The organism is Mycolicibacterium sp. ND9-15 (genome assembly GCF_035918395.1).
Classification (GTDB): Bacteria; Actinomycetota; Actinomycetes; order Mycobacteriales; family Mycobacteriaceae; genus Mycobacterium.
On the sequence record NZ_CP142362.1, the window covers coordinates 4669112 to 4692865 of the forward strand.

Below are 23754 nucleotides of genomic sequence, written 5' to 3' on the forward strand. Positions count from 1 at the left end.
TGAAGGACGCAAATCTTGAGGCTCGACCGCACGCGCTGGACCCCACGTGGGTTTCTTCGACCCCTCGTCAGTGCGATAGTCGGTATCACTTTCTTCGCGGGTCTTTTCGCAGTCAGTGTGCAGGCCGACCCGGCCGATGACGCGCTGGCGAAGCTCAACGAGTTGTCGCGGCAGGCCGAGCAGACCACCGAGGCGATGCATTCGGCCCAGCTTGATCTCGACAACAAGCTGGCCATTCAGCGGAGCGCGGAGGCCAAGCACGCCGCCGATCTCGCGGCCGCGAACAAGGCGAGAGACCAGTTGGCAACCTTCCAGGCGGCCGTCAACAAGGTGGCTGCCGCGCAGTACATGGGCGGCCGGACCGACGGGCTGGACGCGATACTGACGGCCAATTCGCCGCAGGGCCTCATCGATCAGCTGTCGGTGCAGCGCGTGATGGCCGCCGAGATGTCGGCGCAGATGAAGAAGTACCGCGAAACCGGGAAGCAGGCGGCGCTGGCCGAGGAGGCGTCCGCGAAATCGGCCACCGAAGCGAAGACCGCCGCCGAGCAGGCCGCTGCCGTGCGCGCCGACCTGCAGTCCAAGCAGAGTCGACTGCAGGTCCAGATCGCCGTGGTCAAGTCGCAGTACGAGGCCCTGACGCCGCACCAGCGCGAGGCGCTCGCCGCGTTGCCGCCAGCGCCTCCGGTAGCCGCGCCGGCGCCGTTGCCACCCGGCGGGGATCCCGCGATCATCGCCGCGCCGCCGGCGCCGGGGGCCATCCCGCCAGGGGACATGGCGCCACCGGTGGGCGGACACTCCGGCACCGTAATCCAGGCCGCGCTGAGCCGCATCGGCTCGCCGTACTCGTGGGGCGGTTCCGGGCCGAGCGCATTCGACTGCTCTGGGCTGGTGATGTGGTCGTTCCAGCAGGCCGGCATCTCGCTGCCGCACTCCAGCCAGGCACTGGCAAGAGGGGGTCAGGCGGTGTCGAGGGACCAGATGCAGCCGGGTGACCTGGTGACGTACTACTCCGATGCGTCGCACGTCGGCATTTACATCGGTGACGGAATGATGGTGCACGCCTCGACCTACGGCACGCCGGTGCGAGTCGCTCCGGTGGACAATGCGCCCATCTACAACGTCCGCCGTTACTGACCGCCGGAAAGCCCCGCACGCGAGGAGCAGGTCCAGCCTCGCTGCGCTCCTAATCGCCGAACTGATCTGCGCACTGCTCCTCGTCGGCCGGTCCGAGGTCCCGTCCACACCGGTGACGGCCACGCCCCCCACCCCCGCATCACTGGCCACGCCGGCCGCGGCATCGCGCACCCAAGCGCTCCACGATGGCCGAACGGTTCGGTTGATCGCACTCGGCGGGCCGCGTGCCGAGCAGTTGTCGGCTCGGATCGCCGCCGAGATGGACGGCGCCGCTGCGGCGGTCACCGCGTTCTGGGGCCCGAAGTGGCCGCACCAGGTCGTGATCGCCGCCGCGGGAACCGACGCGCAATTCGCGGCCGTCGGCGGCGGCGACGCATACACCGCGGCCACCACCACCGCCGAGCGGATCATGTTCGCGCCCGGTGCCGCCGACATGAGCGACGCAGCGCTGCGAATCGTGCTGCGCCATGAGCTGTTTCACTATGCGGCCCGCGCCGGCACCGCGCCGGACGCGCCGCGCTGGCTCACCGAAGGGGTGGCCGACTTCGTTGCCCGGCCCGCGACGTCGCGGCCGGAGGCTGTCGTCGCGACGCTGCCCACGGATGCGGAGTTGGCCGGACCCGACCGCTCGCTGGCCTACGAGCGGGCCTGGTGGTTCAGCCGGTTCGTCGCCGACCGGTACGGCCCGGGCACGTTACGCGACTTGTATCGGCGGGCATGCGGACCCGGCCATCCCGACCTCGCGACGGCGGTGCGGGACACCCTCGGTGCGGACTTGCCCGCGGCGCTGGCCCAGTGGCGGCAGTGGGCGATGGCGTGAGCCGGGTCCTGTTGGTCACCAACGACTTTCCGCCGCGCCGCGGCGGCATCCAGTCCTATCTGCACGAACTGGTCGACCACCTGGTCGCTGCCGGTCAGCACACGCTGACGGTGTACGCGCCGAGATGGAAGGGCTCCGACGACTTCGACGCCGAGGCCGCCGCCACGGGCTACGACGTTGTGCGACATCCGGGCAGCCTCATGCTTCCAGAGCCGTCGGTGATAGGCCGGATGCGGCGGCTCGTCGAGGAGCGCAGGGCCGAGACGGTCTGGTTCGGTGCGGCGGCTCCGCTGGCACTGATGGCGCCGCTGGCGCGCGACGCCGGTGCGCGCCGCGTGATCGCCAGCACGCACGGACACGAGGTCGGCTGGTCGATGCTGCCGCTGGCCCGAACGGCATTGCGGCGCATCGGATCCGGAACCGATGTGATCACCTACGTCAGCCGGTACACTCGGCGGCGGTTCGCGTCGGCGTTCGGGCCTCGGGCTGCGCTCGAGCACCTGCCGCCTGGCGTCGACACCGACCGGTTCGCGCCCGACGAGGTCGCGCGCGCCGAACTGCGCGCCCGTTACCGGCTCGGGAGCCGGCCCGTCGTCGTGTGCCTGTCCCGGCTGGTGCCTCGCAAGGGGCAGGACATGCTGATCCGGGCGATGCCCGCGATCCGGCAGCGCGTGCCCGGCGCGGCGCTGGTCATCGTCGGTGGGGGCCCGTATCGGTCGACGCTCCACAGGCTGGCGCACAGCTTCGGGGTGACCGAACACGTTGTCTTCACCGACGCCGTTCCCGGTGAGGAGCTGCCCGCCCACCACGCCATGGCCGACGTGTTCGCGATGCCGTGCCGCACCCGCGGCGCCGGACTGGACGTCGAGGGTCTGGGCATCGTCTATCTCGAGGCGTCCGCCTCGGGTGTGCCGGTCGTCGCGGGCCGCTCGGGCGGTGCGCCGGAAACCGTGCGCGACGGGGAAACGGGCGTGGTGGTCGACGGTTGGGACGTGGGCGCGATCGCGGCGTCCGTCAGCGAGCTGCTGGCCGATCCCGATCGGGCAGCGCGGATGGGCGCGGCGGGCCGGCGCTGGGTGGTGGCCGACTGGCAGTGGGACACCCAGGCGCAGCGGCTTGCCCACTTGCTTTAGTTCTTCGCGTACAGCGCTTCGATCTCTTCGGCGAACTTGTCGGCGACCACCTTGCGCTTGACCTTCAGCGTCGGTGTCAGTTCCCCAGTGAGCACGGTGAAGTCGACCGGCAGGATGCGGAACTTGCGGATCGCCTCGGCCTTCGACACCGCCTCGTTGGCGTTCTTCACCGCAAGGTCGATCTCGGCGACGAGGTCGGGGTCGTCGGCCAGGTCCTCCACCGAAGCGGTGGCGTCCTTGCCGTGGTGCTGTTTCCACACGTCGACGGCCTCTGGATCCAGCGCGATCAACGCTGCGACGAACGGCCTGGCGTCGCCCACGGCCATGGCCTGACTGATCAGTGGATGCGCGCGAAGTTGGTCCTCGAGCACCGCCGGGGCGACGTTCTTGCCCCCGGCGGTGACGATGATCTCCTTCTTGCGGCCGATGATCGACAGGTAGCCGTCGTCATCGATGCTGCCCAAGTCACCGGTGTGGAACCAGCCGTTGACGATCGCCTCTTCGGTGGCTTTCTCGTTGCGCCAGTACCCGCCGAACACCACGCCCCCTCGCACCAGCAGTTCGCCATCGTTGGCGATCGCCATGCTGTTGCCCGGCACCAGTTTTCCGACGGTGCCGATCTTGAGTTCGCCGATCCGGTTCACGGTGATCGCGGCGGTGGTCTCGGTGAGCCCGTAGCCCTCGTAGATGGTCAGGCCGATGCCCCGGTAGAAGTGACCGAGCCGGGCGCCCAGCGGCGCGCCGCCGGAGATGGAGGCCCGGCAGTCACCGCCGGTGGCGTCGCGCAGCTTGGCGTAGACGAGCCGATCGAAGAGGGCGTGCTTGGCTCGCAGCAGGATGCCCGGTCCGCCGGTGTCCTGGGCTTGGCTCCATTCGATCGCGGTCTGCGCGGCCTTTGCGAAGATCGCGCCTCGCCCGCTGTCCTGGGCCTTCATTTCGGCGGTGTTGTAGACCTTTTCGAAGACACGGGGGACCGACACGATGACGGTGGGCTTGAACACGCCGAACATCGGGACGAGGTTCTTGATGTCGCTGGTGTAGCCGATGGTGACTCCGTTGGCGAACGCCGTCATGGACAGCATCCTGGCCAGGATGTGCGCCAGCGGCAGGAACACGAGCAGACGCTCGCCCTTGCGCAGCAGGGTGGGAAAGCACTCGGTATCCGCACGGATTTCGTGCAGCAGGTTGGAGTGGGTCAGCTCGCAGCCCTTCGGGCGGCCGGTGGTTCCCGACGTGTAGATGAGCGTTGCGGGGTCGGCGGACTTGATGGCGGCCCGCCGCCGGTCGATCTCGCCGGGGTCCGCGTCCGCGCCGGCTTCGGTGAGTTCGTCCAGCGCAGACGGCATCGTCGACTCGATGACCGCGACCTTTCGCAGCGCCGGCAACTCTCCGAGCAACTCCTTGACCATCAGCGCATGGGCCTCCAGCTCGACGAACGCCAGCACCGCGCCGGAATCCTCCAGCACCCAACGGACCTGTTCCGGCGAGGACGTCTCGTAGATGGGCACTGTCACCGCGCCGACGGCCAGGATCGCGTAGTCGAGGATGACCCACTCGTAGCGTGTTGCCGACAGTATTGCGACGCGGTCTTTGGGCTGCACACCCGCAGCGATCAGCCCTAAGGCCGCTGCACGGATCTCGGCGGCCGCTTGCTTGCACGTCACATCGCGCCAGGTGCCGTCGATCAGGCGCTGGAAGATCACGTGGTCGGGATCGTCGCGCTCGTGGTCGAACACGGGGCTGACGACGTTGTCGTGTTCGCCCACGGTAAAGGAAGCGGGAACACTGAACTCGCGCACGATATGACCTCTCGATCCGGCTGCACTGCGGTTCCCAGCCTAATCGGCCGCGCTGAGGCCGGTATGTGAAGCTGGTATGCCATGAATAGCATTCAGATCGCGGACGACACCTTCGTCGCGGCAGACCCCGTCGAGGTCGGCCGCTACGTCGCGGATCCCGCGAGCTGGCGTCGCTGGTGGCCCGACCTGAGGTTGACGGTGGTTCAGGACCGCGGCGAGAAGGGCCACCGGTGGACCATCACCGGCGCGCTGACCGGGACCATGGAGATCTGGCTGGAGCCGGTGCTCGACGGCGTCGTCCTGCACTACTTTCTGCACGCCGAGCCGTCCGGGGTGGCAGCGTGGCAATTGGCCAAGATGAACCTGGCGAAGATGAACCACCGGCGCCGGGTCGCGGGTAAGAACATGGCGTTCGAGGTGAAGCAGCGGCTGGAGGCCACGCGCCCGGTGGGCGTGTCGCCGTTAGCCTGATGCTTCGGCCGCATGCCGGCGTCACGGCTGAGCCGCGGAGTCGTGCAGCGTGGCACCATCGATGACAGGGGAGGGTAGATTTTCAACGTGGCGGACAAAACGGCGCAGACCATCTACATCGATGCGGATCCTTCGACGGTCATGGACGTCATCGCAGACATCGGGTCGTATCCGAACTGGGTGGCCGAGTACAAGGAGGCCGAGGTGCTCGAGGCCGACGCCGAGGGCTATCCGAAGACCGCGAGGCTGGTGCTGGACGCCGCGGTACTCAAGGACACGATGGTGTTGTCGTACGTCTGGCCGGCCGACCGCAAGTCGGTGACGTGGACGTTGGTGTCCAGCTCACTGCTGAGGTCTCTCGAAGGAGCATATCGACTGTCGCCCAATGGATCCGGAACCGACGTCACCTACGAGTTGTCGGTCGATCTGATCATCCCGATGATCGGGCTGTTGAAACGGAAGGCGGAACGGCGCCTCACCGACACCGCGCTGAAGGATCTCAAGAAGCGAGTCGAGGCTGAGTGAGCGCCAATGCCTCCGGCACGCCAACCGCCAAGATCGGTCTGTTCGTCGGTAAGGGCGGGGTAGGCAAGTCGACGTTGGCGACCGCCACCGCCGTGCGCGACGCACGCGCGGGGCTTCGGGTGCTCATCGTCTCGACCGACCAGGCGCACTCCATCGGTGACGTGCTCGATACGACGGTCCCGCCGACCGGATCGGGTAAGCCCACCCGGGTGTTCGCCGACGACGCCGACGCCGGTGGCGGGTCGCTGGACGCGCTGGCGCTGGACACGCTGGCACTGCTCGAGGCGCGTTGGCGCGAAATCGCCGGGCTGCTGTCCGGCCGATTCCCAGACTCCGAGTTGGGAAGTGTTGCTCCTGAAGAGCTTTCGGCTCTGCCGGGTGTCCAAGAGGTGCTCGGCCTGCACGAAGTGGGCGAACTGGCGGCGTCGGGACGATGGGACCGCGTCGTGGTCGACTGTGCGTCGACCGCCGACGCGTTGCGCATGCTCACCCTGCCCGCGACGTTCGGCCTTTACTTGGAGCGGGCCTGGCCGCGGCATCGCCGGCTGTCCACTGGAACCGACGACCCGCACACCGCTGCCGTCGTCGCTCTGTTCGAGCGCATCGGCGTCGGAACCGAACGGCTGAGCACGCTGCTCACCGACGGATCGAAGGTCAGCGCGCATCTGGTGATGACGGCCGAACGGGTGGTGGCCGCCGAGGCGGCCCGCACGCTCGGCTCGTTGGCGTTGATGGGTGTTCAGGTCGCGGAGTTGATCGTCAATCAGGTACTCCTGCAAGACGATTCGTACGAGTATCGCAACTTGCCCGAACATCCCGCGTTCGACTGGTACGCCGAGCGGATCTCGGAACAGCAGGGCGTCCTCGAGCACCTCGACGCGACCATCGGCGATGTCCAACTCGTGCTGGTGCCCCATCTGCCCGGTGAACCGATCGGGCCCAAGGCGCTCGGTGAGTTGCTGGACAGCGCACGGCGCCGCGACGGGTCGCCGCCGCCGGGGCCGCTGCGCCCGATCGTGGATCGCGAGTCGGGCTCCGGCCTCGAATCGGTGTATCGGTTACGGCTAGAGTTGCCGCAGGTCGACTCGTCGGGACTAGCGGTGGGCAGGGTCGACGACGATTTGATCATCGGCGCGGGCGGCCTGCGGCGCCGGGTCCGGCTAGCGTCAGTGCTGCGTAGGTGCATCGTGGTCGACGCGCAACTGCGAGGGTGTGAGCTGACCGTGCGGTTTCGACCGAATCCGGAGGTGTGGCCGAAGTGACAGGGCCGCACGCCGATCTCGGGCCGGAGTTGCGCCTACTAGCGCAGGCCATTCTGGACAAACTGGACCCCGCGGTGCGGTTCGCGGCCGCTCGTGCTGCGGGCAGCGGTGCGGGCAAGTGCCAGCAGGTGTGGTGCCCCGTGTGCGCGCTCGCGGCGCTGGCGGCGGGTGAACAGCACCCGCTGCTGACCGTCATCGCCGAGCACAGCGTCGCGTTGCTGGCCGTCGTCCGGGCGATTCTCGAGCAGACCGAGCGCGAGGCCGGCCCCACGGGGCCGCCGGAACCACCGGACGGTCCGCCGCCGACCGACACGGGACCGGACGGACCTGCACCGCCGCCCCCGCCGGGCCGTTATCAACACATCCCGGTAACCGTCGAGGAGTAGTGTGCGCGCTGTGGTCGCATCCACAGCGCGTGGGTAAAGTTGTCGCAGAACACCGGCTGGTGTTCGATCACCGGGAGGGCCCATGTGGTACTGGCTGTTCAAGTTCATCTTCATGGGTCCCCTGCTGTCGTTGCTGGGGCGGCCGAAAGTAGAAGGGCTGGACCATCTTCCGGCGTCCGGTGCGGCGATTCTGGCCAGTAATCATCTTGCGGTCGCAGACAGTTTCTATTTGCCGTTGGTGGTCAACCGGAGAATCACGTTCCTGGCCAAGGCGGAGTACTTCACCGGCACCGGCCTGAAGGGCTGGTTCTCCCGCTGGTTCTACACCGTCGCCGGTCAGGTGCCGATCGACCGCACGGACGCCGACAGCGCGCAGAGCGCGTTGAACACCGCAGCGCGCATCCTCGGCGAGGGCAAGCTGCTCGGGATGTACCCGGAGGGCACCCGGTCGCCCGATGGGCGGCTCTACAAAGGCAAGACCGGCCTGGCGCGACTGGCGCTGGAGTCCGGCGTTCCGGTGATTCCGGTCGCGATGATCGGAACAGATGTCGTCAACCCGCCGGGCAGCAAGATGTGGCGCTTCGGCCGGGTGCAGGTGAGGTTCGGCAAGCCGATGGACTTCAGTCGCTTCGAGGGTCTGGCGGGCAACCGCTTCATCGAGCGCGCGGTCATCGACGAGGTGATGTACGAGTTGATGCGGTTGTCCGGTCAGGAGTACGTGGACCTGTACGCCGCCGACATCAAGGAGGGCAGGGCCGACGACAGCAGCACGCCGTCGGCCCGCATGCCGGAGGTCGCCGCCGGCTGAGCCGGCAATCCAACCACCGCCGGCTGAGCCGGCAATCCAACCACCGCCGGCTGAGCCGGCAATCCAACCACCGCCGGCTAATTGACGGCCGGTACGGGCGCCGCGTCGACGACCGGCCTGCTGCGCCGCGTAGGGGCCACCGTGAGTGAGCCCGCCGCGACGATCACCGCGATCGCCCACCACACGTAAGAGCCGCCGGCCAGTTGCCGCCACAGCGACGCCGCGGTCTCTTTGTGCTCGGGCATCAGCGTGATCGGCGTCCACACCATCAACGCAAAGCCGGCGGCCGCCACCACGGCCAGGGCGGCATGCCGTTTTCGATAGGCCACCAGCGCGGTGACCAGCAGCGCGGGTAGCGCCCACACCCAGTGGTGCGACCACGAAACCGGCGATACCACCAGCCCGAACATGGCCACGCAGATCAGTGCGAGCACCGGTAGGTCCGCCTTGAGCACACGCCGCACCGCCCACACCGTGAGCCCCAGCAGTGCGAAGCAGGCCGCGGTCCAGAGTGCGAACCGTGGTCCTTCGGCCAGTCCCAGCCGGGCCAGGGCGCCGGCGATGTTCTGGTTGGTGTTCAGCGTCGCGGTGCCGATGCGATCGGTGTTACGCACGGTCTCGGTCCAGTACTCGAGCGAGTCGCGCCAGGCGAACGCGACCCCGACCAGCGTGGCGAGGACGGCGGACACCGCGGTGACGATCACCGCGCGGACGTCGCGGCGCAGCACGAAGTACAGCAGAAAGACCGCAGGGGTCAGCTTCAGCGCGATCGCCAGTCCGAGCAGCATGCCGCGCGGCCAGGGGGTCCGGCGCGGCACACAATCGGCGATCACCAGTGTCATCAACACCACGTTGATCTGGCCGAAGTCGAAGTTCGACCGGATCGGCTCCAGGTACACCACGGCCGGGGCCACCATGGCGGTGGCCAGCCAAGCCTGCCGCAGCCACGCGGGCTCGGCGCTCACCGAGGTTTGGGACCAGACGTCGCACCGGTGGAGCACGATCGTCACCGCGACGATCAGCAGCACCAGGGTGGTCGCTGTGATCGCGACGCTCGCGGCCTCCAGCGACAGCAGCGCGAACGGCGAGAAGGCGACCGCGGCCAGCGGCGGGTAGGTGAACGGCAGATCGAGCCCGCCCCGGGTGTGGAACATCGCGCCGTCGGCGTAGAGCGGTCGACCGTCCAGCCAGGCTTGTCCGCCCATGCGGTAGACGTCGACGTCGATGCGGTAGGGAACCCGGCCGAGCAACCGCCAGCCGGCCCAGGCCAACGCGGCCAGGGTCAGCAGTTGAAACAGCCGCCAAGCAAGCGTTGGCCCCCAACCAGCCCCGCCGGGCGACCGCCACATACTCATGTCGCTGACCAGCCTATCGGGGTGTTGCGGCGCTTCGGCCGGTATCCCGGCCACGACACGCGCCGGTCATTCTGCTCCTCGCGTCTGCGGGGGTCGGCGTAAGTTTTCTGCGTGCTCGCGGACTTCCACGTCGACTTCGCCGTCCCGCCGGGGCGGGTACCGCTCGTCTTCTGCCTGGTGGCGTTCATCCTGACGTTCTTCGTCACCCGCACGATCGTGCGGTACATCCGCAGCCACGCCGGTAGCGATGCGCCGCGCAAGTGGTGGCAGCCGCGCAACATCTCTGTTTCGGGGGCACAGGGCTCGGGGCTGCACCTCCACCACGTGGTTATCGGTGTGGTTCTGGTCATGATCTCCGGTGTGACGATGGTGACGTTGGCGGTTGACGGGGGAGTACCCGAATTCACGGCGGCGGCAATTCTTTTCGGAATCGGTGCAGCGCTGGTCCTCGATGAGTTCGCGTTGATCCTGCACCTTGAGGACGTGTACTGGGCCGAGGACGGCCGGACCTCGGTCGACGCGGTGTTCGCGGCGGTCGCCGTCGCCGGCCTGCTGATCCTGGGGTTCAGCCCGCTGTCGTTCTTCGACATCGACATCTGGCGTAGCGACGACAACCTGCTCGCACGGGCCGGGGTGATCGCGGCGGCCGTGCTGACCCTGGCGCTGGCCGTCGTCGTGCTGTTCAAGGGCAAGGTGTGGACGGGTCTGGTCGGGATGTTCGTCACGCCGTTGCTCATCGTCGGTGCGATCCGGTTGTCGCGCCCGCACGCGCCCTGGGCCCGCTGGCGCTACACCAACCGGCCTCGCAAGATGCACCGGGCGCTGGAACGGGAGCGTTGGCTGCGGCGGCCGGTCGTCCAGGCCAAGCTGTGGTTGCAGGACGCCATCGCCGGCATGCCCAAATTCCCCGACGACGCCAAAGTCGACGAGCAGCTCGACCGCGAAATTCGCGCCGCCCCGGCCCCGATGGAGCGGTCGGTCTCGGCGGAACACGCGAAGGATCCCGCTTAGTGCGCTACTTCTACGACACCGAGTTCATCGACAACGGCCGCACGATCGAGCTGATCTCGATCGGTGTGGTCGCCGAAGACGGCCGCGAATATTACGCCGTGTCAACCGAATTCAATCCCGAGCGAGCGGGCAGCTGGGTGCGCAGGCATGTGCTGCCCAAGCTCCCGCCGCCTGCGTCACAGCTGTGGCGTTCGCGGCGGCAGATCCGCTCGGAATTAGAGGACTTCTTCGGAGTCGACGGTGACGAGCCGATCGAGTTGTGGGCCTGGGTCGGCGCCTACGACCATGTCGCGCTGTGTCAGCTGTGGGGCCCGATGATCGACCTGCCGCCGGCGATTCCGCGTTTCACCCGAGAGCTGCGGCAGTACTGGGAAGAGCGCGGTTCGCCGCGGATGCCGCCACGGCCGCGAGACGCCCACAATGCGCTGGTCGACGCCCGCCACAATCTGCGCCGGTTCCAGTTGATGATCACCCGCGAAAGACCAGCCCAGTGGTGAAAAGCAGATGTCGCGGCCCGTTACCATGAACGGGTGAACTGGACCGTCGACGTACCCATCGAACAGCTGCCCTCGCTGCCGCCGCTGCCCGATGAGCTGCGGCAACGGCTCGACGCCGCGCTCGCCAAGCCTGCAGTGCAGCAGCCGACGTGGGATGCTGACACGGCCAAGAACATCCGCACCGTGCTGGAGAGCGTCCCGCCGGTGACGGTGCCCGCCGAAGTCGAGCGGCTCAAAGGCCTGCTGGCCGACGTGGCCTGCGGTAAGGCGTTCCTGCTGCAGGGCGGCGACTGCGCGGAGACCTTCGTCAACAACACCGAACCCCACATCCGCGCCAACCTCCGCGCGTTGCTACAGATGGCGGTGGTGCTCACCTACGGCGCGAGCGTGCCGGTCGTCAAGGTCGGCAGGATCGCGGGCCAGTACGCCAAACCGCGATCGGCCGATATCGACGCCCTGGGGTTGCGCTCTTACCGCGGCGACATGATCAACGGCTTCGCGCCCGACCCCGCTGCGCGTGAGCACGATCCGTCGCGGCTGGTGCGCGCCTACGCCAACGCGAGCGCGGCGATGAACCTGGTGCGGGCACTGACCGGCTCGGGGCTGGCGTCGCTGCACCTGGTGCACGATTGGAACCGGGAGTTCGTCCGCACGTCGCCCGCCGGGGCACGATATGAGGCGCTGGCCGCCGAGATCGATCGCGCGTTGACCTTCATGAGCGCCTGCGATGTCGACGACCGCAACCTGCAGACCGCCGAGATCTACGCCAGCCATGAGGCGTTGGTGCTGGACTACGAGCGGGCGATGCTGCGGCTCTCCCAGGACGAGGAAGGCTCGAAGCTCTACGACCTGTCGGCGCATTACGTATGGATCGGCGAGCGCACCCGTCAACTCGACGGTGCGCATATCGCGTTCGCGGAGGTGATCGCGAACCCGATCGGCGTCAAGCTCGGGCCGACCGTGACACCGGAGCTCGCCGTCGAGTACGTCGAGCGGCTGGACCCTAACAACGAGCCGGGCCGGTTGACACTGATGACCCGCATGGGCAACAACAAGGTGCGCGATCTGCTTCCACCGATCATCGAGAAGGTGCAGGCCACCGGGCATCAGGTGATCTGGCAGTGCGATCCGATGCACGGCAACACCCACGAGTCCTCGACCGGCTACAAGACCCGCCACTTCGACCGGATCGTCGATGAGGTGCAGGGTTACTTCGAGGTGCACCGGGCACTGGGCACCTATCCCGGCGGCATCCACGTCGAGATCACCGGTGAGAACGTCACCGAATGCCTTGGCGGGGCGCAGGACATCTCCGACACCGATCTGTCCGGACGCTACGAAACGGCCTGCGACCCGCGGTTGAACACCCAGCAGAGCCTGGAACTCGCATTCCTGGTCGCCGAGATGCTGCGCGATTAGATCAGGTGGTTGAGGTTGCTTCCGGCCGTCCACGCGGCCGCGGCGATCAGCGCTGTCAGCGTCAACACGGCGACCACCCAGAACAGCAGTGCGCGCCGGGCGCGCTGTCGCGCCCAGTAGAAGTCCTCGATGTCGATGCCGGCGAACCGTCCCGACACCGGCTGGAATTCGGGTTCCGGTGTAGGCCAGTCGTCGCGCGGGAGCGTCCGAGTCGGTTGGCGCGGCGCCGGCGGGGCCGCGGTCCGCGCCGGCGGAATGGGCAGGGACGCCGACGCGTGCTGCGCGGAATTGCGTGGTGTGGGCACCCGGAACGGGGGCAGCCCGAGCTCGTCGACGATGGCCTCGAGGTCCTCACCCATTTCCTGGGCGTCGGCGTACCGTCGAGCGGGGTCGCGGGCCGTCGCGCGTCGCACCAGATCATCGAATTGCGCTGGCACACCCGAGATCACCGAGCTGGGGGCCGGCACGTCGTTGTCCATCCGCTGATAGGCCACCGCCAGCGCGCTGTCGCCGCCGAATGGGGTCCGGCCGGTCAGCAGTTCGTAGGTCAGGATGCCCACCGCGTAGACGTCGCTGCGCGGATCCGCGTCGCCCGTGCTGACCTGCTCGGGCGACAGGTAGGCGGCGGTGCCCAGGATGACGCTCGTCGAGGTGATCTTCGCTTCGGCGACGGCGCGCACCAGCCCGAAGTCGGCGATCTTGACGTCCCCGTCGTCGGAGATCAGCACGTTCTCGGGTTTGACATCACGGTGTACCAGGCCCGCGCGGTGTGCTGCCGCCAGCCCGCCGAGAACCGGGCGCAGCACCGCCGCAGCGGCATGAGGGGGCATCGGCCCGCGCTCACGCAGCAGCTCCCGCAGCGTGCCGCCCTCGACCAGTTCCATGACCAGGAACGGGGGCTGGTTGCCTACCATTCCGCCGCCCTGGTCGTACACCGCCACCAGGCCGGGGTCCGTCAACCGGGCTACCGCGCGCGCCTCACGCTGAAACCGGGTCAGGAACTGCGCATCACCCGCATATCGGGTATCCATCACCTTCAGCGCCACGGGCCGGTCGAGGCGCAGATCCAGCCCGCGGTACACGGCGGACATGCCTCCGGTGGCGATCATGACGTCGACGCGGTACCGACCATCGAGCACGGTCCCGGGCAGCGGGTCCGTCCGCGGGTAGGCATCCACCGGAGACATGTTACGGAGCGAAATCCCGGCGATTTTGCGCCTCCTGCCGGGGCAGGGCGGATTTAGACTCGGTGCGATGAGCAGCATTCCGGCCGCCGAGGACGTCCTCGATCCCGCCGAGGAGGTCTACGAGCTATCCGCCGTCGCCGAGATGCTCGGCGTTGCGGTGACGAAGGTGCATCAACAGTTGCGGGACGGCCACCTCATTGCTGTGCGCCGAAACGGCGTGGTGGTGGTGCCGAGGATCTTCTTCGACGAAACCGGTCACGTCGTCAAGAGCCTGCCGGGGCTCCTGATCGTACTGCGCGACGGCGGCTACCACGAGACGGAGATCATGCGTTGGCTGTTCACGCCCGACGCGTCGCTGACGATCCGGCGGGACCGCGCGACCGACGAATTGGCTAATGCCCGGCCGGTTGATGCTCTTCATTCGCATCAGGCCCGTGAGGTGGTGCGCCGGGCCCAGGCTCTGGCTGTTTGACCGCCTGCGCCGTCGGCGTCTTCTGCAGCCAGTACCACGCCACCACGGCGCACGCCACTGCCAGCAGCACGTGCGGCCACGAGTACATCCCGTGCGCCCCATCGGGTTTCCAGATCACGGTGATCCACGTCGACGCTCCGGCGATCAGCGCGATCGACCGCCGGCTCTGGGCCAGGGCGGCCACCACCGCCAGCGGCCAGGTGTAGTACCAGGGCAGGGCCGCGGGCACCAACAGCACCACGATCACCATCACCGCCGCGATACCTGTCAACGCCTCGCGGTCGGTGTGGCGAAACCGCCACCACACGAACGGAAGTGACACGGCGATGAGCGCTATGCCGATGATCCTGGTGACGTCGAGCACGGCGTAGAAGTTCACCGGCAGGAACAGGCCTCCGACGACATTGACGAGGTTGGCCGCCGCGGTGGGCAGAGTCAGCCAGTTGATGATCTTCACCGATCCGGCCAACGCGGTGAGCCAGCCCAGCCCCACCCCGGCCGTCAACGACAGCACCGCGAAGACGGCGGAGAAGATCAGCGCCGACGACGCCGTCGCCGCTATGAACGCCTTGACCGGCGAGAAGCTTCGCCTGCTGCGCAGGTCTCGCGCCCACACCCAGACCATGAACGGAAGCGCCAGCCCCGCAGTGGCTTTGACCGCGACCGCCGCCGCGATCAGGCTCACCCCCCAGATGTGGCGGCCGCTGAACGTCAGCGCGATACCTGCCATCATCAGGCCGACCATCAGCATCTCGTTGTGCACGCCGCCCATCAGATGGATGATCACCAGCGGATTGAGCACACAGATCCACAATGCGGTCGCGCCATCGGCGCCGATGTGGCGGGCGACGCGCGGCGCGGCCCAGATCAGCAGTGCCAGGCCGGGAAGCATGCACAACCGCAGCAGCATCGTGCCCGCGACCACGTCGTCACCGACCAACATCGTGACGAATTTGGCGATCAGGATGAACCCCGGCCCGTACGGCGCGGTGGTGGTGGTCCAGATCGGGCTGACGTTGTCCAACAACGAGTTCGGGTTATCGACGGGCCCGACGACGTACGGGTCGAGGCCGTCGCGCAGCAGCGCGCCCTGGGCGAGGTAGGAGTACGTGTCGCGGCTGAACAGCGGGACGCTCAGCAACAGCGGCGCGAGCCAGAAGCCGGTCGTCGCCACCATGGTGTATTCGGTTGCCGTGCGGTCGATCACGTGGCGCCCCAGCCACAGCCACGCCGCGAGCATCAGCGCCACGCCGCCCCACAGCAGCACCGACGACAGCACCAGCCCGTGCCCGAAGCGCAGCCACGACAGGTGCAGCGATTCCAGCAGCGGATCGTGCAGTCTGGTGCTCCCTGCTCCCAACCCGCCCGCGGTGATGAGGACGGCGCCGAGGAAGCCGAGCCGGGCGGGCTGGGCCTGCGGCGATGTCGTGAAGGCGACTAGCCGTGAAACATGTTGAGCCAGAGTTTGTTTCGGGGATCGTGTCGACGATGAGGTGGTCATGGGCTTATGCGGTTCGGTTGGCGGCGAATCGGGCCAGCTCGGACAGTCCCGCCTTGGCATGGGTGTCGATCGCGGCGGCCTCGAGGGTGTCCAGCGCCTTTCGGGTGAGCTCGTCGATCCGGTTCTCCACGGCGGCCAGCGCACCGACGGACTCGATCACCTGACAGAGCTCGTTGACCTGTGCCTCGGAGAGTTGGGAGCCGATGGAGGTGCGCAGCAGCTTGGCCGCCACCGGGTCGGCCCTCTCCGCCAGTTCGACCGCCTCGGCCAACAGCACCGTGCGCTTGCCGGCCCGCAGGTCGTCGCCCGAGGGTTTACCGGTGACGGCGGGATCGCCGAACACCCCCAGCACGTCGTCGCGCAACTGGAACGCCACCCCGAGATCGGTGCCGAACGCCCCGAAGGCGTCCTGCACATCCGGGCGGTCGGCGGCCGCAGCGGCGCCGAGTTGCAGCGGGCGGGTGATCGTGTACGAAGCGGTCTTGTAGATGTTGACCGTCAGCGCCGACGCCACCGATTCCGCTCCGCTGGCCTCGGCGACGATGTCCAGATACTGGCCGCCGAGCACCTCGGTGCGGATCGCACTCCACACCCGCCGGACCCGCAGCGCGGCGTCGGCAGGCAGGTCGGCCGTCGCGACGACATCGTCGGCCCACACCAGCGCCAGGTCGCCGAGCAGGATCGCCGCCGACACTCCGAACTGCTCGGCCGAACCGCGCCAGTTGCGGGTACGGTGCCGCTCGGTGAACAGCCGGTGCACCGTTGGCAGTCCGCGGCGGGTGGCCGACGTATCGATGACGTCGTCATGCACCAGCGCGCACGCGTGCAGCAGTTCCAGCGCCGAGCACAACCACAACACTTTCGGGTCGAGCGGGTCCTCGAATCGGTCGGCGACCGCACGCCATCCCCAGTACGCGAAGGCGGGCCGCAGCCGTTTGCCGCCGCGCAACACGAATTCCTCCAGGGCAGCGGTCAGTTCAGCGTAGTCGTCGCCCATGTAGGCGCACTCGCTGCGACGCTCCTGCAGGTAATCCCGCAGGTGGTCGGTGACGGCGCCGGCCAGCTCGACGGCCGACGGTGCCGCTGCATGCACGCTCAGCGGGCGCCCCTTTCATCTGCGTCCACCCTGCCCCGGACGCATTCAGCGTAGAGCCTGCCTATTCGGCGGCGTCGCCCACTCGCGGCGATTGGTCGCGGCCCATGTAGGCCAATGCGCCGATGATGGCGGCCACCACGAACGAGCCCAGGCCCAGCCAGATCGCTGCGCCGGTGAACGACCGCGCGCTCGGGTCGGTGTAGCGGGCTTGGGCGTTCATCGTGCTGACGACGCCGGGCCTCAACTTCCACTCGACGATCTCGGTGGATACCTGATCGCCGTTGGTCGAGGTGACTTCGCCCGGGAACGAAACCGTCAGCGAGACGTCGGCCTCCGGGTCGCTGAGCGACGTGAGATCCACCCGGCCTTCGAGGATCACCAGGTCGCCCGCGCGACGCAGCGAGATGTCCACGCCCGCGGCGTCGCGGTTCATGTTGGCCAGCTGAGGGACCTCGGCGAACGTGAGATCGGAGAACACCGCCTGAGAACCGACGTAGTCGTCGCGGCTGTACTCCGAGACCGCCACCTTGTTCGCGAACGGCAGGTTGTTGAGCAGTTGCGGGCCCTTGTCGTCGGCGTTGCGCGGTTTGGCCGCCGCGACGATCTGACCGGACACCCGGTCGTCGGGGGAGACCGTGATGGACGCCCGCACCCGGACACAGGCGACGGCAGTCGGCAGCACGACGAGGATCAACATCACGAGTGCGAGCAGCCGGGTTCGGCTGCTGCGGTGGCGGGCCGGCACGTGGTCATCGTGCCAGACCGCTCGCAGCCGAGGGGTCGGCGACATCCCATCTGCGTCAAAGCGGCAGTGGCCGGCCCAGGATCGCGAATGCGCGCGGATCGCCCGCGAAGTGGTAGCCACGGATGACGTCGGTGAAGCCGAGCCTGCGGTACAGCCGCCATGCCCGGTTCGCCTCGCCGTTGATCTCCGGCGTCGACAGCAGCACGTGGGACTCGTCGCGGCCGGCGAGCAGTCTGCGCGCCAGGGCCTCACCAAGCCCGTGGCCCTGGGCGCGGGGATGGATGTGCAGTTCGGTGAGCTCGAAATAGCTCGCCATCAGCTGTGCGATGCGTGCGCGGTCCGCCCCGGTCCGGTGCAGCCCGGCCACGACCTGCTGCTGCCACCACTGGTCCGGTGCACCGCAGTAGCCGTAGGCGATGCCGACCAGGGGAGCCGTGGCGAGCTCGGCACCGCCGACGCTGGCTGCATTGTCGGCACCGCCGACGCTGGCTGCATTGTCGGCACCGCCGACGCTGGCTGCATGGACGGTGACCGCCGCGACGGCCTTCCAACCCGGCCTGCGGGCGTGCTCGAGCCACATCGAGGCTCGCTGATTCTCGGTACCACGCGGATAGCGCATCGCGTCGACATAGACCGCGAGCGCGTCACCGAGCCGGCGCTGCATATCGCTCGGCGACAGATCGATGAGAAATGTCGCCAACTCCTGATCCGCCTCTCCGCGCGTCGTGCGGTGTCGTTCACACCATTATCGAGTGGACCGACCTGTGCCGCCCAACGCCCGCGGCCTACGTCCTACAATCAGGCGTTGAACTAGGTGGTACGGCTCAGATCGACCTCGTATCATGACTGTTAGGTGCCCGTGAACGCGGGCGCACACGGGTTTGAATTCTGAGATGGCCGTAGTGGGCCCCTGGGTTCCGAGGGAGGGACGAATGCCACTCTCCGATCATGAGCAGCGCATGCTCGACCAGATCGAGAGCGCGCTCTACGCCGAGGACCCGAAGTTCGCTTCGAGTGTTCGTGGCGGCACCCTGCGCACACCGTCGACGCGACGCCGCCTGCAAGGCGCCGCGCTTTTCGTGATCGGGCTCGCGATGCTGGTTTCCGGCGTCGCGTTCCCCGCGACCCAGATCAGTGGTTTCCCGGTGCTTTCGGTCTTGGGGTTCATGGTGATGTTCGGCGGTGTCGTGTTCGCGATCACCGCGCCGCGCACCCTCCGTGGCCGCGACCGCGCCGTTGCCGAACCCGGCGCCCCGCGGCAGAAGCGTGCCAAGGGTTCCGGCGGTTCGTTCTCCAGTCGAATGGAAGACCGGTTCCGTCGCCGCTTCGACGAATAGGCCTTAAAGCGACGCAGCCGACACAGGGGTAGCCCGCCACGGGCTATCCCTTTTTTGTGCTCGGGCGCGCGACCGCGCCCCACCCGTCCCCACCGCTCCATTTCACGCGCTCTACCAGCGGGTTTTTCCGTCAACGCCCGCATCGGCCCGCTTGCGCGCTCAGTGACGACCGCCGATAAGGGGACGTTGTGGGGACGCAACCAGATTTTTAGATATCAAATGGCAGGCGGTGGGGGATTGTGGGGTAAAGTGGCGGACGACGGAGCGACCGGGGGCTCTGTTGAACGGCAGGGAGGTGGCGAGATGTTTCTCGGCACCTACACGCCGAAGCTCGACGACAAGGGGCGGCTCACGCTGCCCGCCAAGTTCCGCGACGCGCTGGCAGGAGGGTTGATGGTCACCAAGAGCCAAGATCGCAGCCTCGCCGTCTATCCGCGCGCCGAGTTCGAGAAGCTGGCGCGACGAGCGTCGCAGGCATCGCGTAGCAACCCGGAAGCGCGCGCATTCCTGCGGAGCCTCGCCGCGGCCACCGACGAACAGCACCCCGACGCACAAGGCCGGATCACCTTGTCGGCCGATCACCGTCGCTACGCGAACCTGTCGAAGGACTGCGTGGTGATCGGTTCGGTCGACTACCTGGAAATCTGGGACTCGAGCGCATGGCAGGAGTACCAACAGACCCACGAAGAGAACTTCTCCGCGGCCACCGATGAAGCCCTGCACGACATCATCTGATTCGGCGATAAGTCGACGCAGGCACAGGCATCAAGCCCGTGCATCGCGGCCTCTGCCCGAACCGGCCCTGGCGTACTTCCCCGACGCCAGGTCCGCGCTCTCGGACAGGGACCCCGGTGCAGGGGTGTTGGACGGAGGGAAGGCGATGGCTCGACGCAGCGGAGACCACGGACACATCCCCGTCCTGTTGGACCGCTGCGTCGAGCTTCTCAAACCCGCACTGACACGGCACAGTTCAGACGGTGAGGGCGCGGTACTGGTCGACGCCACCCTCGGTGCGGGTGGACACGCCGAGCGATTCCTGACCGAACTGCCCGCCCTGCGGCTGATCGGCTTGGACCGCGACCCCGATGCGCTGTGGATCGCGGGAGAACGGTTGTCGCGATTCGGCGACCGGGTGATGTTGGTCCGCACCCGCTACGACGGCATCGGCGGTGTCCTGGGGGACGACGGCTACTGGGCAAGCAAAGCCGATGGCATCCTGTTCGACCTCGGCGTGTCCTCGATGCAGCTCGATCGCACCGAGCGCGGCTTCTCCTACGCCGCGGACGCGCCGCTGGACATGCGGATGGACCCGGACGCGGAGCTGACGGCGGCGGAGGTGCTGAACACCTACGACCAGAAGGCGCTGACCCGGCTCCTGCGCGAGTTCGGCGAGGAGCGCTTCGCGAGCCGGATCGCCGCCCAGCTCGTCCGCCGGCGTGCTCGCCAGCCGTTCCGCACCACCGGTGAGCTGGTGGAGCTGCTGTATCAAGCCATTCCCGCGCCCGCGCGGCGCACCGGTGGCCACCCGGCCAAGCGCACGTTCCAGGCGCTGCGGATCGTCGTCAACGGTGAGCTGGACTCTTTGCGCGACGCGCTGCCCGCGGCGCTGGACGCTCTGGCTCCAGGTGGTCGCATCGTCGTGCTGGCCTACCAATCCCTGGAAGACCGCATCGTCAAGGCAGCCTTCGCCTCTGCCACGGCGTCCAGGACGCCGCCCGGTCTACCCGTGGAACTGCCGGGGCATGAACCGCAGTTCGTCGCACTGACCCGCGGCGCCGAGCGCGCAGCTCCCGACGAGATTGAACGGAACCCGCGTAGCGCGCCCGTGCGGCTACGAGCACTGGAAAAGGTGGGGGCAGCCAGATGAGTGCCAAGCAGGCCAAGCAGGCCAAGCAGGTCAAGCGAGGGAAAGCGGTGCGCGGCAGCGACGAGCGTCGACGCGCCGCCCGCGGTCACGCGCGCCGCACGGGCGATGTGCAGGTGCGCCGAAAGCCGACCCGCGAACAGCGGCCGCTACGGTCGGCGCCCCAGACGAACCCCATCCCACGTCCGACCGGCGCGCCGGGCCGGCCCAAGAACGCCAGCCAGGCCAAGGCGCGCGCCAAGGCTCGGAAAGCCAAGGCGCCGAAAGTCGTCCGGCCACCACTGCGCCAGCGCATCATCGTCAAGCTGGCCTCGATCGAGCTCAGCCCACGCGCGCTGGTGGCAAGGGTGCCGTTCGTGGTGCTCGTGATCGGCTCGCTGGGCGTCGGGCTGGGCACCACGCTGTGGCTGTCCACCGACGCGGCGGAGCGGTCGTACCAGCTGGGCAACGCCCGCGAGACGAATCAGGCTCTGCTGCAACAGAAGGAAGCGCTGGAGCGCGATGTGCTCGAGGCGCAGGCCGCACCCGCGTTGGCCGAAGCCGCGCGTGAACTCGGGATGATCCCCTCTCGCGACACCGCACATCTTGTGCAGGACCCGGCGGGAAATTGGGTCGTGGTAGGCACTCCGAAGCCGGCCGAGGGCGTTCCACCGCCACCGCTGAACACACCGTTGGCCGACGTCACCCCGCCGCCACCGCCGCCGCCACCACCGCCCGCGCCGCGTGTGGTCGACCCTCGTGAGCTCACCGTCCGAATGCCGTCCCGTGAAATGCCGACGCCGGCCCTGCAGTCGCCGAATCCCGCCGCACCGCCGACAGTGCCGCCGGGAATGACGGTGCCACAGGTGGTTCCGGGCCAGCCGCCGCTGTCGGGTGCCGCGCCCGCCGGACCGGTGATACCGCCTGCCGATCCCTCGCTCGGCGCGCCGCACATCCCGACCCCCCAGGCATTGCCGGGTCCGGTGCCGGGCGCCGTCGCATGAGCCGCGAGCGCAGGCCCCGCACCGCCGGTTCGCAGGAGCGATCGGCCAGAGCCCGCCGAACTCGCGCCCCGATGACCGAAACCGGGCTGCGCAGCGCCTCTTTCGTATTCCGGCACCGGGTCGGCAACGCGGCGATCTTCCTGGTGCTGATCGTCGCGGCCGGGCAGTTGTTCAATCTTCAGGTTCCTCGCGCGGAGGGGCTGCGGGCGGAGGCCGCGAGCCAGCTCAAGGTGACCGATGTCGACAAGGCTGTCCGCGGTGCGATCGTCGACCGCAACAACGACAAGCTCGCCTTTACGATCGAGGCGCGTGCGCTGACCTTCCAGCCGGTCAAGGTCCGCAAACAGTTGGAGGAGGCCAGGGCGAAAACCTCCGAGGCGCCCCAACCCGACCGCAGGCTGCGCGACATCGCCGCCGAGGTGGCGTCACGGCTGAACAACAAGCCCTCCGCCGCCACGGTTCTGAAGAAACTCAAGAGCAACGAGACGTTCGTCTACCTCGCGCGTGCGGTCGACCCCGCGATCGCCGACGCGATCACCACCAAGTTCCCCGAGGTCGGTTCGGAGCGCCAGGATCTGCGCCAGTATCCGGGCGGATCGTTGGCCGCGAACATCGTCGGCGGCATCGACTGGGACGGTCACGGCCTGCTGGGCCTGGAGGATTCGCTCGACGCGGTCCTGGCGGGCACGGATGGATCCATCACCTACGACCGCGGCTCCGACGGCGTGGTGATCCCCGGCAGCTACCGTAACCGCCACGACGCGGTCGACGGTTCCACCGTGATGTTGACCATCGACGACGACATCCAGTTCTATGTCCAGCAGCAGGTGCAGCAGGCCAAGAACCTGTCCGGCGCCAAGAACGTCTCGGCCGTCGTGCTGGACGCCAAAACCGGTGAGGTGCTGGCGATGGCGAACGACAACACGTTCGACCCGAGCCAGGACATCGGCCGTCAGGAGCACCGGCAACTGGGCAACTTGGCGGTGTCGTCGCCGTACGAGCCGGGCTCGGTCAACAAGATCATCACCGCCGCCTCGGTCATCGAGTACGGGCTCTCGAATCCCGATGAGGTGCTGGCTGTGCCCGGTTCGATCCACATGGGTGGCGTCACCGTCGGCGACGCGTGGGAGCACGGCACGATGCCGTACACCACCACGGGGATCTTCGGTAAGTCCTCCAACGTCGGCACGCTGATGCTGGCCCAACGGCTCGGGCCCGAGCGCTTCTTCGAGATGGTCCGGAAGTTCGGCCTCGGACAGCGCACCGGGGTGGGGCTGCCGGGCGAGAGCGCCGGCCTGGTGCCGCCGATCGACCAGTGGTCGGGCAGCACCTTCGCCAACCTGCCTATCGGACAGGGCCTTTCGATGACTCTGCTGCAGATGACGGGCATGTATCAGGCCATTGCCAACGACGGTATGCGCATTCCGCCACGCATCATCAAGACCACCATCGCACCCGACGGCACCCGCACCGACGAGCCGCGGCCAGAGGGCATCCGGGTCGTCTCCCCGGAGACTGCGCGCACGGTGCGGCAGATGCTGCGGGCCACGGTGCAGCGCGATCCCATGGGGGTCCAGCAGGGCACCGGGTCGCAGGCCGCCATCGAGGGTTATCAGATCTCCGGGAAGACGGGTACCGCGCAGCAGATCAACCCGGGCTGCGGGTGCTACTACGACGACGTCTACTGGATCACCTTCGCCGGCATCGCCACCACCGAAGACCCCCGGTACGTGGTGGGCCTCATGATGGACCATCCGCAGCGCACGGCCGACGGGCAGCCCGGCACGACTTCGGCGCCGCTGTTCCACAACATCGCGTCCTGGCTGCTGCAGCGCGAGAACGTGCCGCTCTCACCCGATCCCGGTCCGCGGCTGACGTTGCAAGCCAGCTGACGGCCGGGCGACAACACCCGATATGCGAAGGGCGGCCGGCCGGCCACTCGGTAC

Annotated in this window: 24 protein-coding genes; 17 read left to right on the forward strand and 7 right to left on the reverse strand. The window is 68.1% G+C overall.

Features of this window, described 5'->3' with window-relative positions:
* Window positions 1-15 precede the first annotated feature (15 nt).
* The 3 genes from ripC to QGN32_RS22110 are packed head-to-tail and all read left to right on the forward strand — an operon-like array spanning window position 16 to window position 3090.
* Complete coding sequence (ripC, locus tag QGN32_RS22100; RefSeq protein ID WP_326546306.1) at window positions 16-1137, forward strand: peptidoglycan hydrolase RipC; 1122 nt, start codon at window positions 16-18, stop codon at window positions 1135-1137.
* Entirely contained in the window at window positions 1106-1957 is an 852-nt protein-coding gene (locus tag QGN32_RS22105; RefSeq protein WP_326546307.1) for a peptidase, read from the forward strand. Before ripC ends, QGN32_RS22105 begins: the two co-directional genes overlap by 32 nt.
* Entirely contained in the window at window positions 1954-3090 is a 1137-nt protein-coding gene (locus QGN32_RS22110) for a glycosyltransferase family 4 protein (RefSeq protein WP_326546308.1), read from the forward strand. The genes QGN32_RS22105 and QGN32_RS22110 overlap by 4 nt, the downstream gene beginning before the upstream one ends.
* Here the strand turns inward: QGN32_RS22110 and QGN32_RS22115 are convergent.
* Window positions 3087-4889, reverse strand: coding sequence for an AMP-dependent synthetase/ligase (locus tag QGN32_RS22115; RefSeq protein WP_326546309.1), 1803 nt, complete (start codon window positions 4887-4889; stop codon window positions 3087-3089). The two genes, QGN32_RS22110 and QGN32_RS22115, sit on opposite strands and share 4 nt — an antisense overlap.
* Window positions 4890-4970: 81 nt before the next feature.
* Here QGN32_RS22115 and QGN32_RS22120 point away from each other — a divergent pair, with 81 nt between their 5' ends.
* The 5 genes from QGN32_RS22120 to QGN32_RS22140 all read left to right on the forward strand — a co-directional run bounded on the left by QGN32_RS22120 (window position 4971) and on the right by QGN32_RS22140 (window position 8341).
* On the forward strand, window positions 4971-5360 hold the full coding sequence (locus QGN32_RS22120) for a polyketide cyclase / dehydrase and lipid transport (protein WP_326546310.1): 390 nt from the start codon (window positions 4971-4973) through the stop codon (window positions 5358-5360).
* An 87-nt stretch (window positions 5361-5447) separates the two neighbouring features.
* On the forward strand, window positions 5448-5885 hold the full coding sequence (locus tag QGN32_RS22125; protein WP_326546311.1) for an SRPBCC family protein: 438 nt from the start codon (window positions 5448-5450) through the stop codon (window positions 5883-5885).
* Complete coding sequence (locus tag QGN32_RS22130) at window positions 5882-7147, forward strand: ArsA family ATPase (protein WP_326546312.1); 1266 nt, start codon at window positions 5882-5884, stop codon at window positions 7145-7147. The genes QGN32_RS22125 and QGN32_RS22130 overlap by 4 nt, the downstream gene beginning before the upstream one ends.
* Window positions 7144-7533 carry a hypothetical protein gene (locus tag QGN32_RS22135; protein ID WP_326546313.1) on the forward strand — a complete coding sequence of 130 codons (390 nt, stop codon included), beginning with the start codon at window positions 7144-7146 and terminating at the stop codon, window positions 7531-7533. Before QGN32_RS22130 ends, QGN32_RS22135 begins: the two co-directional genes overlap by 4 nt.
* A gap of 82 nt (window positions 7534-7615) precedes the next feature.
* Entirely contained in the window at window positions 7616-8341 is a 726-nt protein-coding gene (locus QGN32_RS22140) for a lysophospholipid acyltransferase family protein (protein ID WP_326546314.1), read from the forward strand.
* A gap of 77 nt (window positions 8342-8418) precedes the next feature.
* Here the strand turns inward: QGN32_RS22140 and QGN32_RS22145 are convergent, their stop codons facing one another.
* The gene (locus QGN32_RS22145) at window positions 8419-9696 is read right to left on the reverse strand and encodes a glycosyltransferase 87 family protein (RefSeq protein WP_326546315.1); all 1278 of its coding nucleotides are present in this window, start codon (window positions 9694-9696) and stop codon (window positions 8419-8421) included.
* A gap of 111 nt (window positions 9697-9807) precedes the next feature.
* On the opposite strand from QGN32_RS22145, the gene QGN32_RS22150 reads away from it, so the two are divergent.
* Genes QGN32_RS22150 through QGN32_RS22160 form a run of 3 tightly spaced genes read left to right on the forward strand, consistent with a single transcriptional unit; the run spans window position 9808 to window position 12623 of the window.
* A complete protein-coding gene (locus QGN32_RS22150) occupies window positions 9808-10707 on the forward strand; it encodes a hypothetical protein (protein WP_326546316.1) in 900 nt (299 codons plus the stop codon).
* Window positions 10707-11204 carry a polyadenylate-specific 3'-exoribonuclease AS gene (locus QGN32_RS22155; protein ID WP_326546317.1) on the forward strand — a complete coding sequence of 166 codons (498 nt, stop codon included), beginning with the start codon at window positions 10707-10709 and terminating at the stop codon, window positions 11202-11204. The genes QGN32_RS22150 and QGN32_RS22155 overlap by 1 nt, the downstream gene beginning before the upstream one ends.
* A gap of 33 nt (window positions 11205-11237) precedes the next feature.
* Complete coding sequence (locus tag QGN32_RS22160; RefSeq protein ID WP_326546318.1) at window positions 11238-12623, forward strand: class II 3-deoxy-7-phosphoheptulonate synthase; 1386 nt, start codon at window positions 11238-11240, stop codon at window positions 12621-12623.
* On the opposite strand, the gene QGN32_RS22165 is transcribed toward QGN32_RS22160, so the two are convergent.
* On the reverse strand, window positions 12620-13810 hold the full coding sequence (locus QGN32_RS22165) for a protein kinase domain-containing protein (protein WP_326546319.1): 1191 nt from the start codon (window positions 13808-13810) through the stop codon (window positions 12620-12622). The two genes, QGN32_RS22160 and QGN32_RS22165, sit on opposite strands and share 4 nt — an antisense overlap.
* A gap of 67 nt (window positions 13811-13877) precedes the next feature.
* Between QGN32_RS22165 and QGN32_RS22170 the strand changes: the two genes are divergently transcribed.
* Window positions 13878-14282, forward strand: coding sequence for an Rv2175c family DNA-binding protein (locus QGN32_RS22170; RefSeq protein WP_326546320.1), 405 nt, complete (start codon window positions 13878-13880; stop codon window positions 14280-14282).
* On the opposite strand, the gene QGN32_RS22175 is transcribed toward QGN32_RS22170, so the two are convergent.
* The 4 genes from QGN32_RS22175 to QGN32_RS22190 all read right to left on the reverse strand — a co-directional run bounded on the left by QGN32_RS22175 (window position 14203) and on the right by QGN32_RS22190 (window position 18324).
* The gene (locus QGN32_RS22175) at window positions 14203-15783 is read right to left on the reverse strand and encodes an alpha-(1->6)-mannopyranosyltransferase A (RefSeq protein WP_326546321.1); all 1581 of its coding nucleotides are present in this window, start codon (window positions 15781-15783) and stop codon (window positions 14203-14205) included. The genes QGN32_RS22170 and QGN32_RS22175 overlap by 80 nt on opposite strands.
* A gap of 4 nt (window positions 15784-15787) precedes the next feature.
* Window positions 15788-16876 carry a bifunctional (2E,6E)-farnesyl/geranyl diphosphate synthase gene (gene idsA2 / locus QGN32_RS22180; RefSeq protein ID WP_326546322.1) on the reverse strand — a complete coding sequence of 363 codons (1089 nt, stop codon included), beginning with the start codon at window positions 16874-16876 and terminating at the stop codon, window positions 15788-15790.
* Window positions 16877-16940: 64 nt separating this feature from the next.
* A complete protein-coding gene (locus QGN32_RS22185; protein WP_326546323.1) occupies window positions 16941-17669 on the reverse strand; it encodes an LppM family (lipo)protein in 729 nt (242 codons plus the stop codon).
* 10 nt (window positions 17670-17679) lie between these two features.
* The gene (locus QGN32_RS22190; protein WP_326546324.1) at window positions 17680-18324 is read right to left on the reverse strand and encodes a GNAT family N-acetyltransferase; all 645 of its coding nucleotides are present in this window, start codon (window positions 18322-18324) and stop codon (window positions 17680-17682) included.
* 232 nt (window positions 18325-18556) lie between these two features.
* On the opposite strand from QGN32_RS22190, the gene QGN32_RS22195 reads away from it, so the two are divergent.
* The 5 genes from QGN32_RS22195 (at window position 18557) to QGN32_RS22215 (ending at window position 23700) form a co-directional block, all read left to right on the forward strand.
* Window positions 18557-18961: an SCO2097 family morphological protein gene (locus tag QGN32_RS22195; RefSeq protein WP_326546325.1), complete on the forward strand. Its 405-nt coding sequence runs from the start codon at window positions 18557-18559 to the stop codon at window positions 18959-18961.
* A gap of 303 nt (window positions 18962-19264) precedes the next feature.
* Window positions 19265-19696 carry a division/cell wall cluster transcriptional repressor MraZ gene (gene mraZ / locus QGN32_RS22200; protein ID WP_326546326.1) on the forward strand — a complete coding sequence of 144 codons (432 nt, stop codon included), beginning with the start codon at window positions 19265-19267 and terminating at the stop codon, window positions 19694-19696.
* Window positions 19671-20828: a 16S rRNA (cytosine(1402)-N(4))-methyltransferase RsmH gene (rsmH, locus tag QGN32_RS22205; protein WP_442791747.1), complete on the forward strand. Its 1158-nt coding sequence runs from the start codon at window positions 19671-19673 to the stop codon at window positions 20826-20828. The genes mraZ and rsmH overlap by 26 nt, the downstream gene beginning before the upstream one ends.
* Window positions 20825-21808, forward strand: a complete 984-nt coding sequence (gene ftsL / locus QGN32_RS22210; RefSeq protein ID WP_326546328.1) for a cell division protein FtsL — start codon at window positions 20825-20827, stop codon at window positions 21806-21808. The genes rsmH and ftsL overlap by 4 nt, the downstream gene beginning before the upstream one ends.
* The gene (locus tag QGN32_RS22215) at window positions 21805-23700 is read left to right on the forward strand and encodes a peptidoglycan D,D-transpeptidase FtsI family protein (protein ID WP_326546329.1); all 1896 of its coding nucleotides are present in this window, start codon (window positions 21805-21807) and stop codon (window positions 23698-23700) included. Before ftsL ends, QGN32_RS22215 begins: the two co-directional genes overlap by 4 nt.
* Window positions 23701-23754 lie beyond the last annotated feature (54 nt).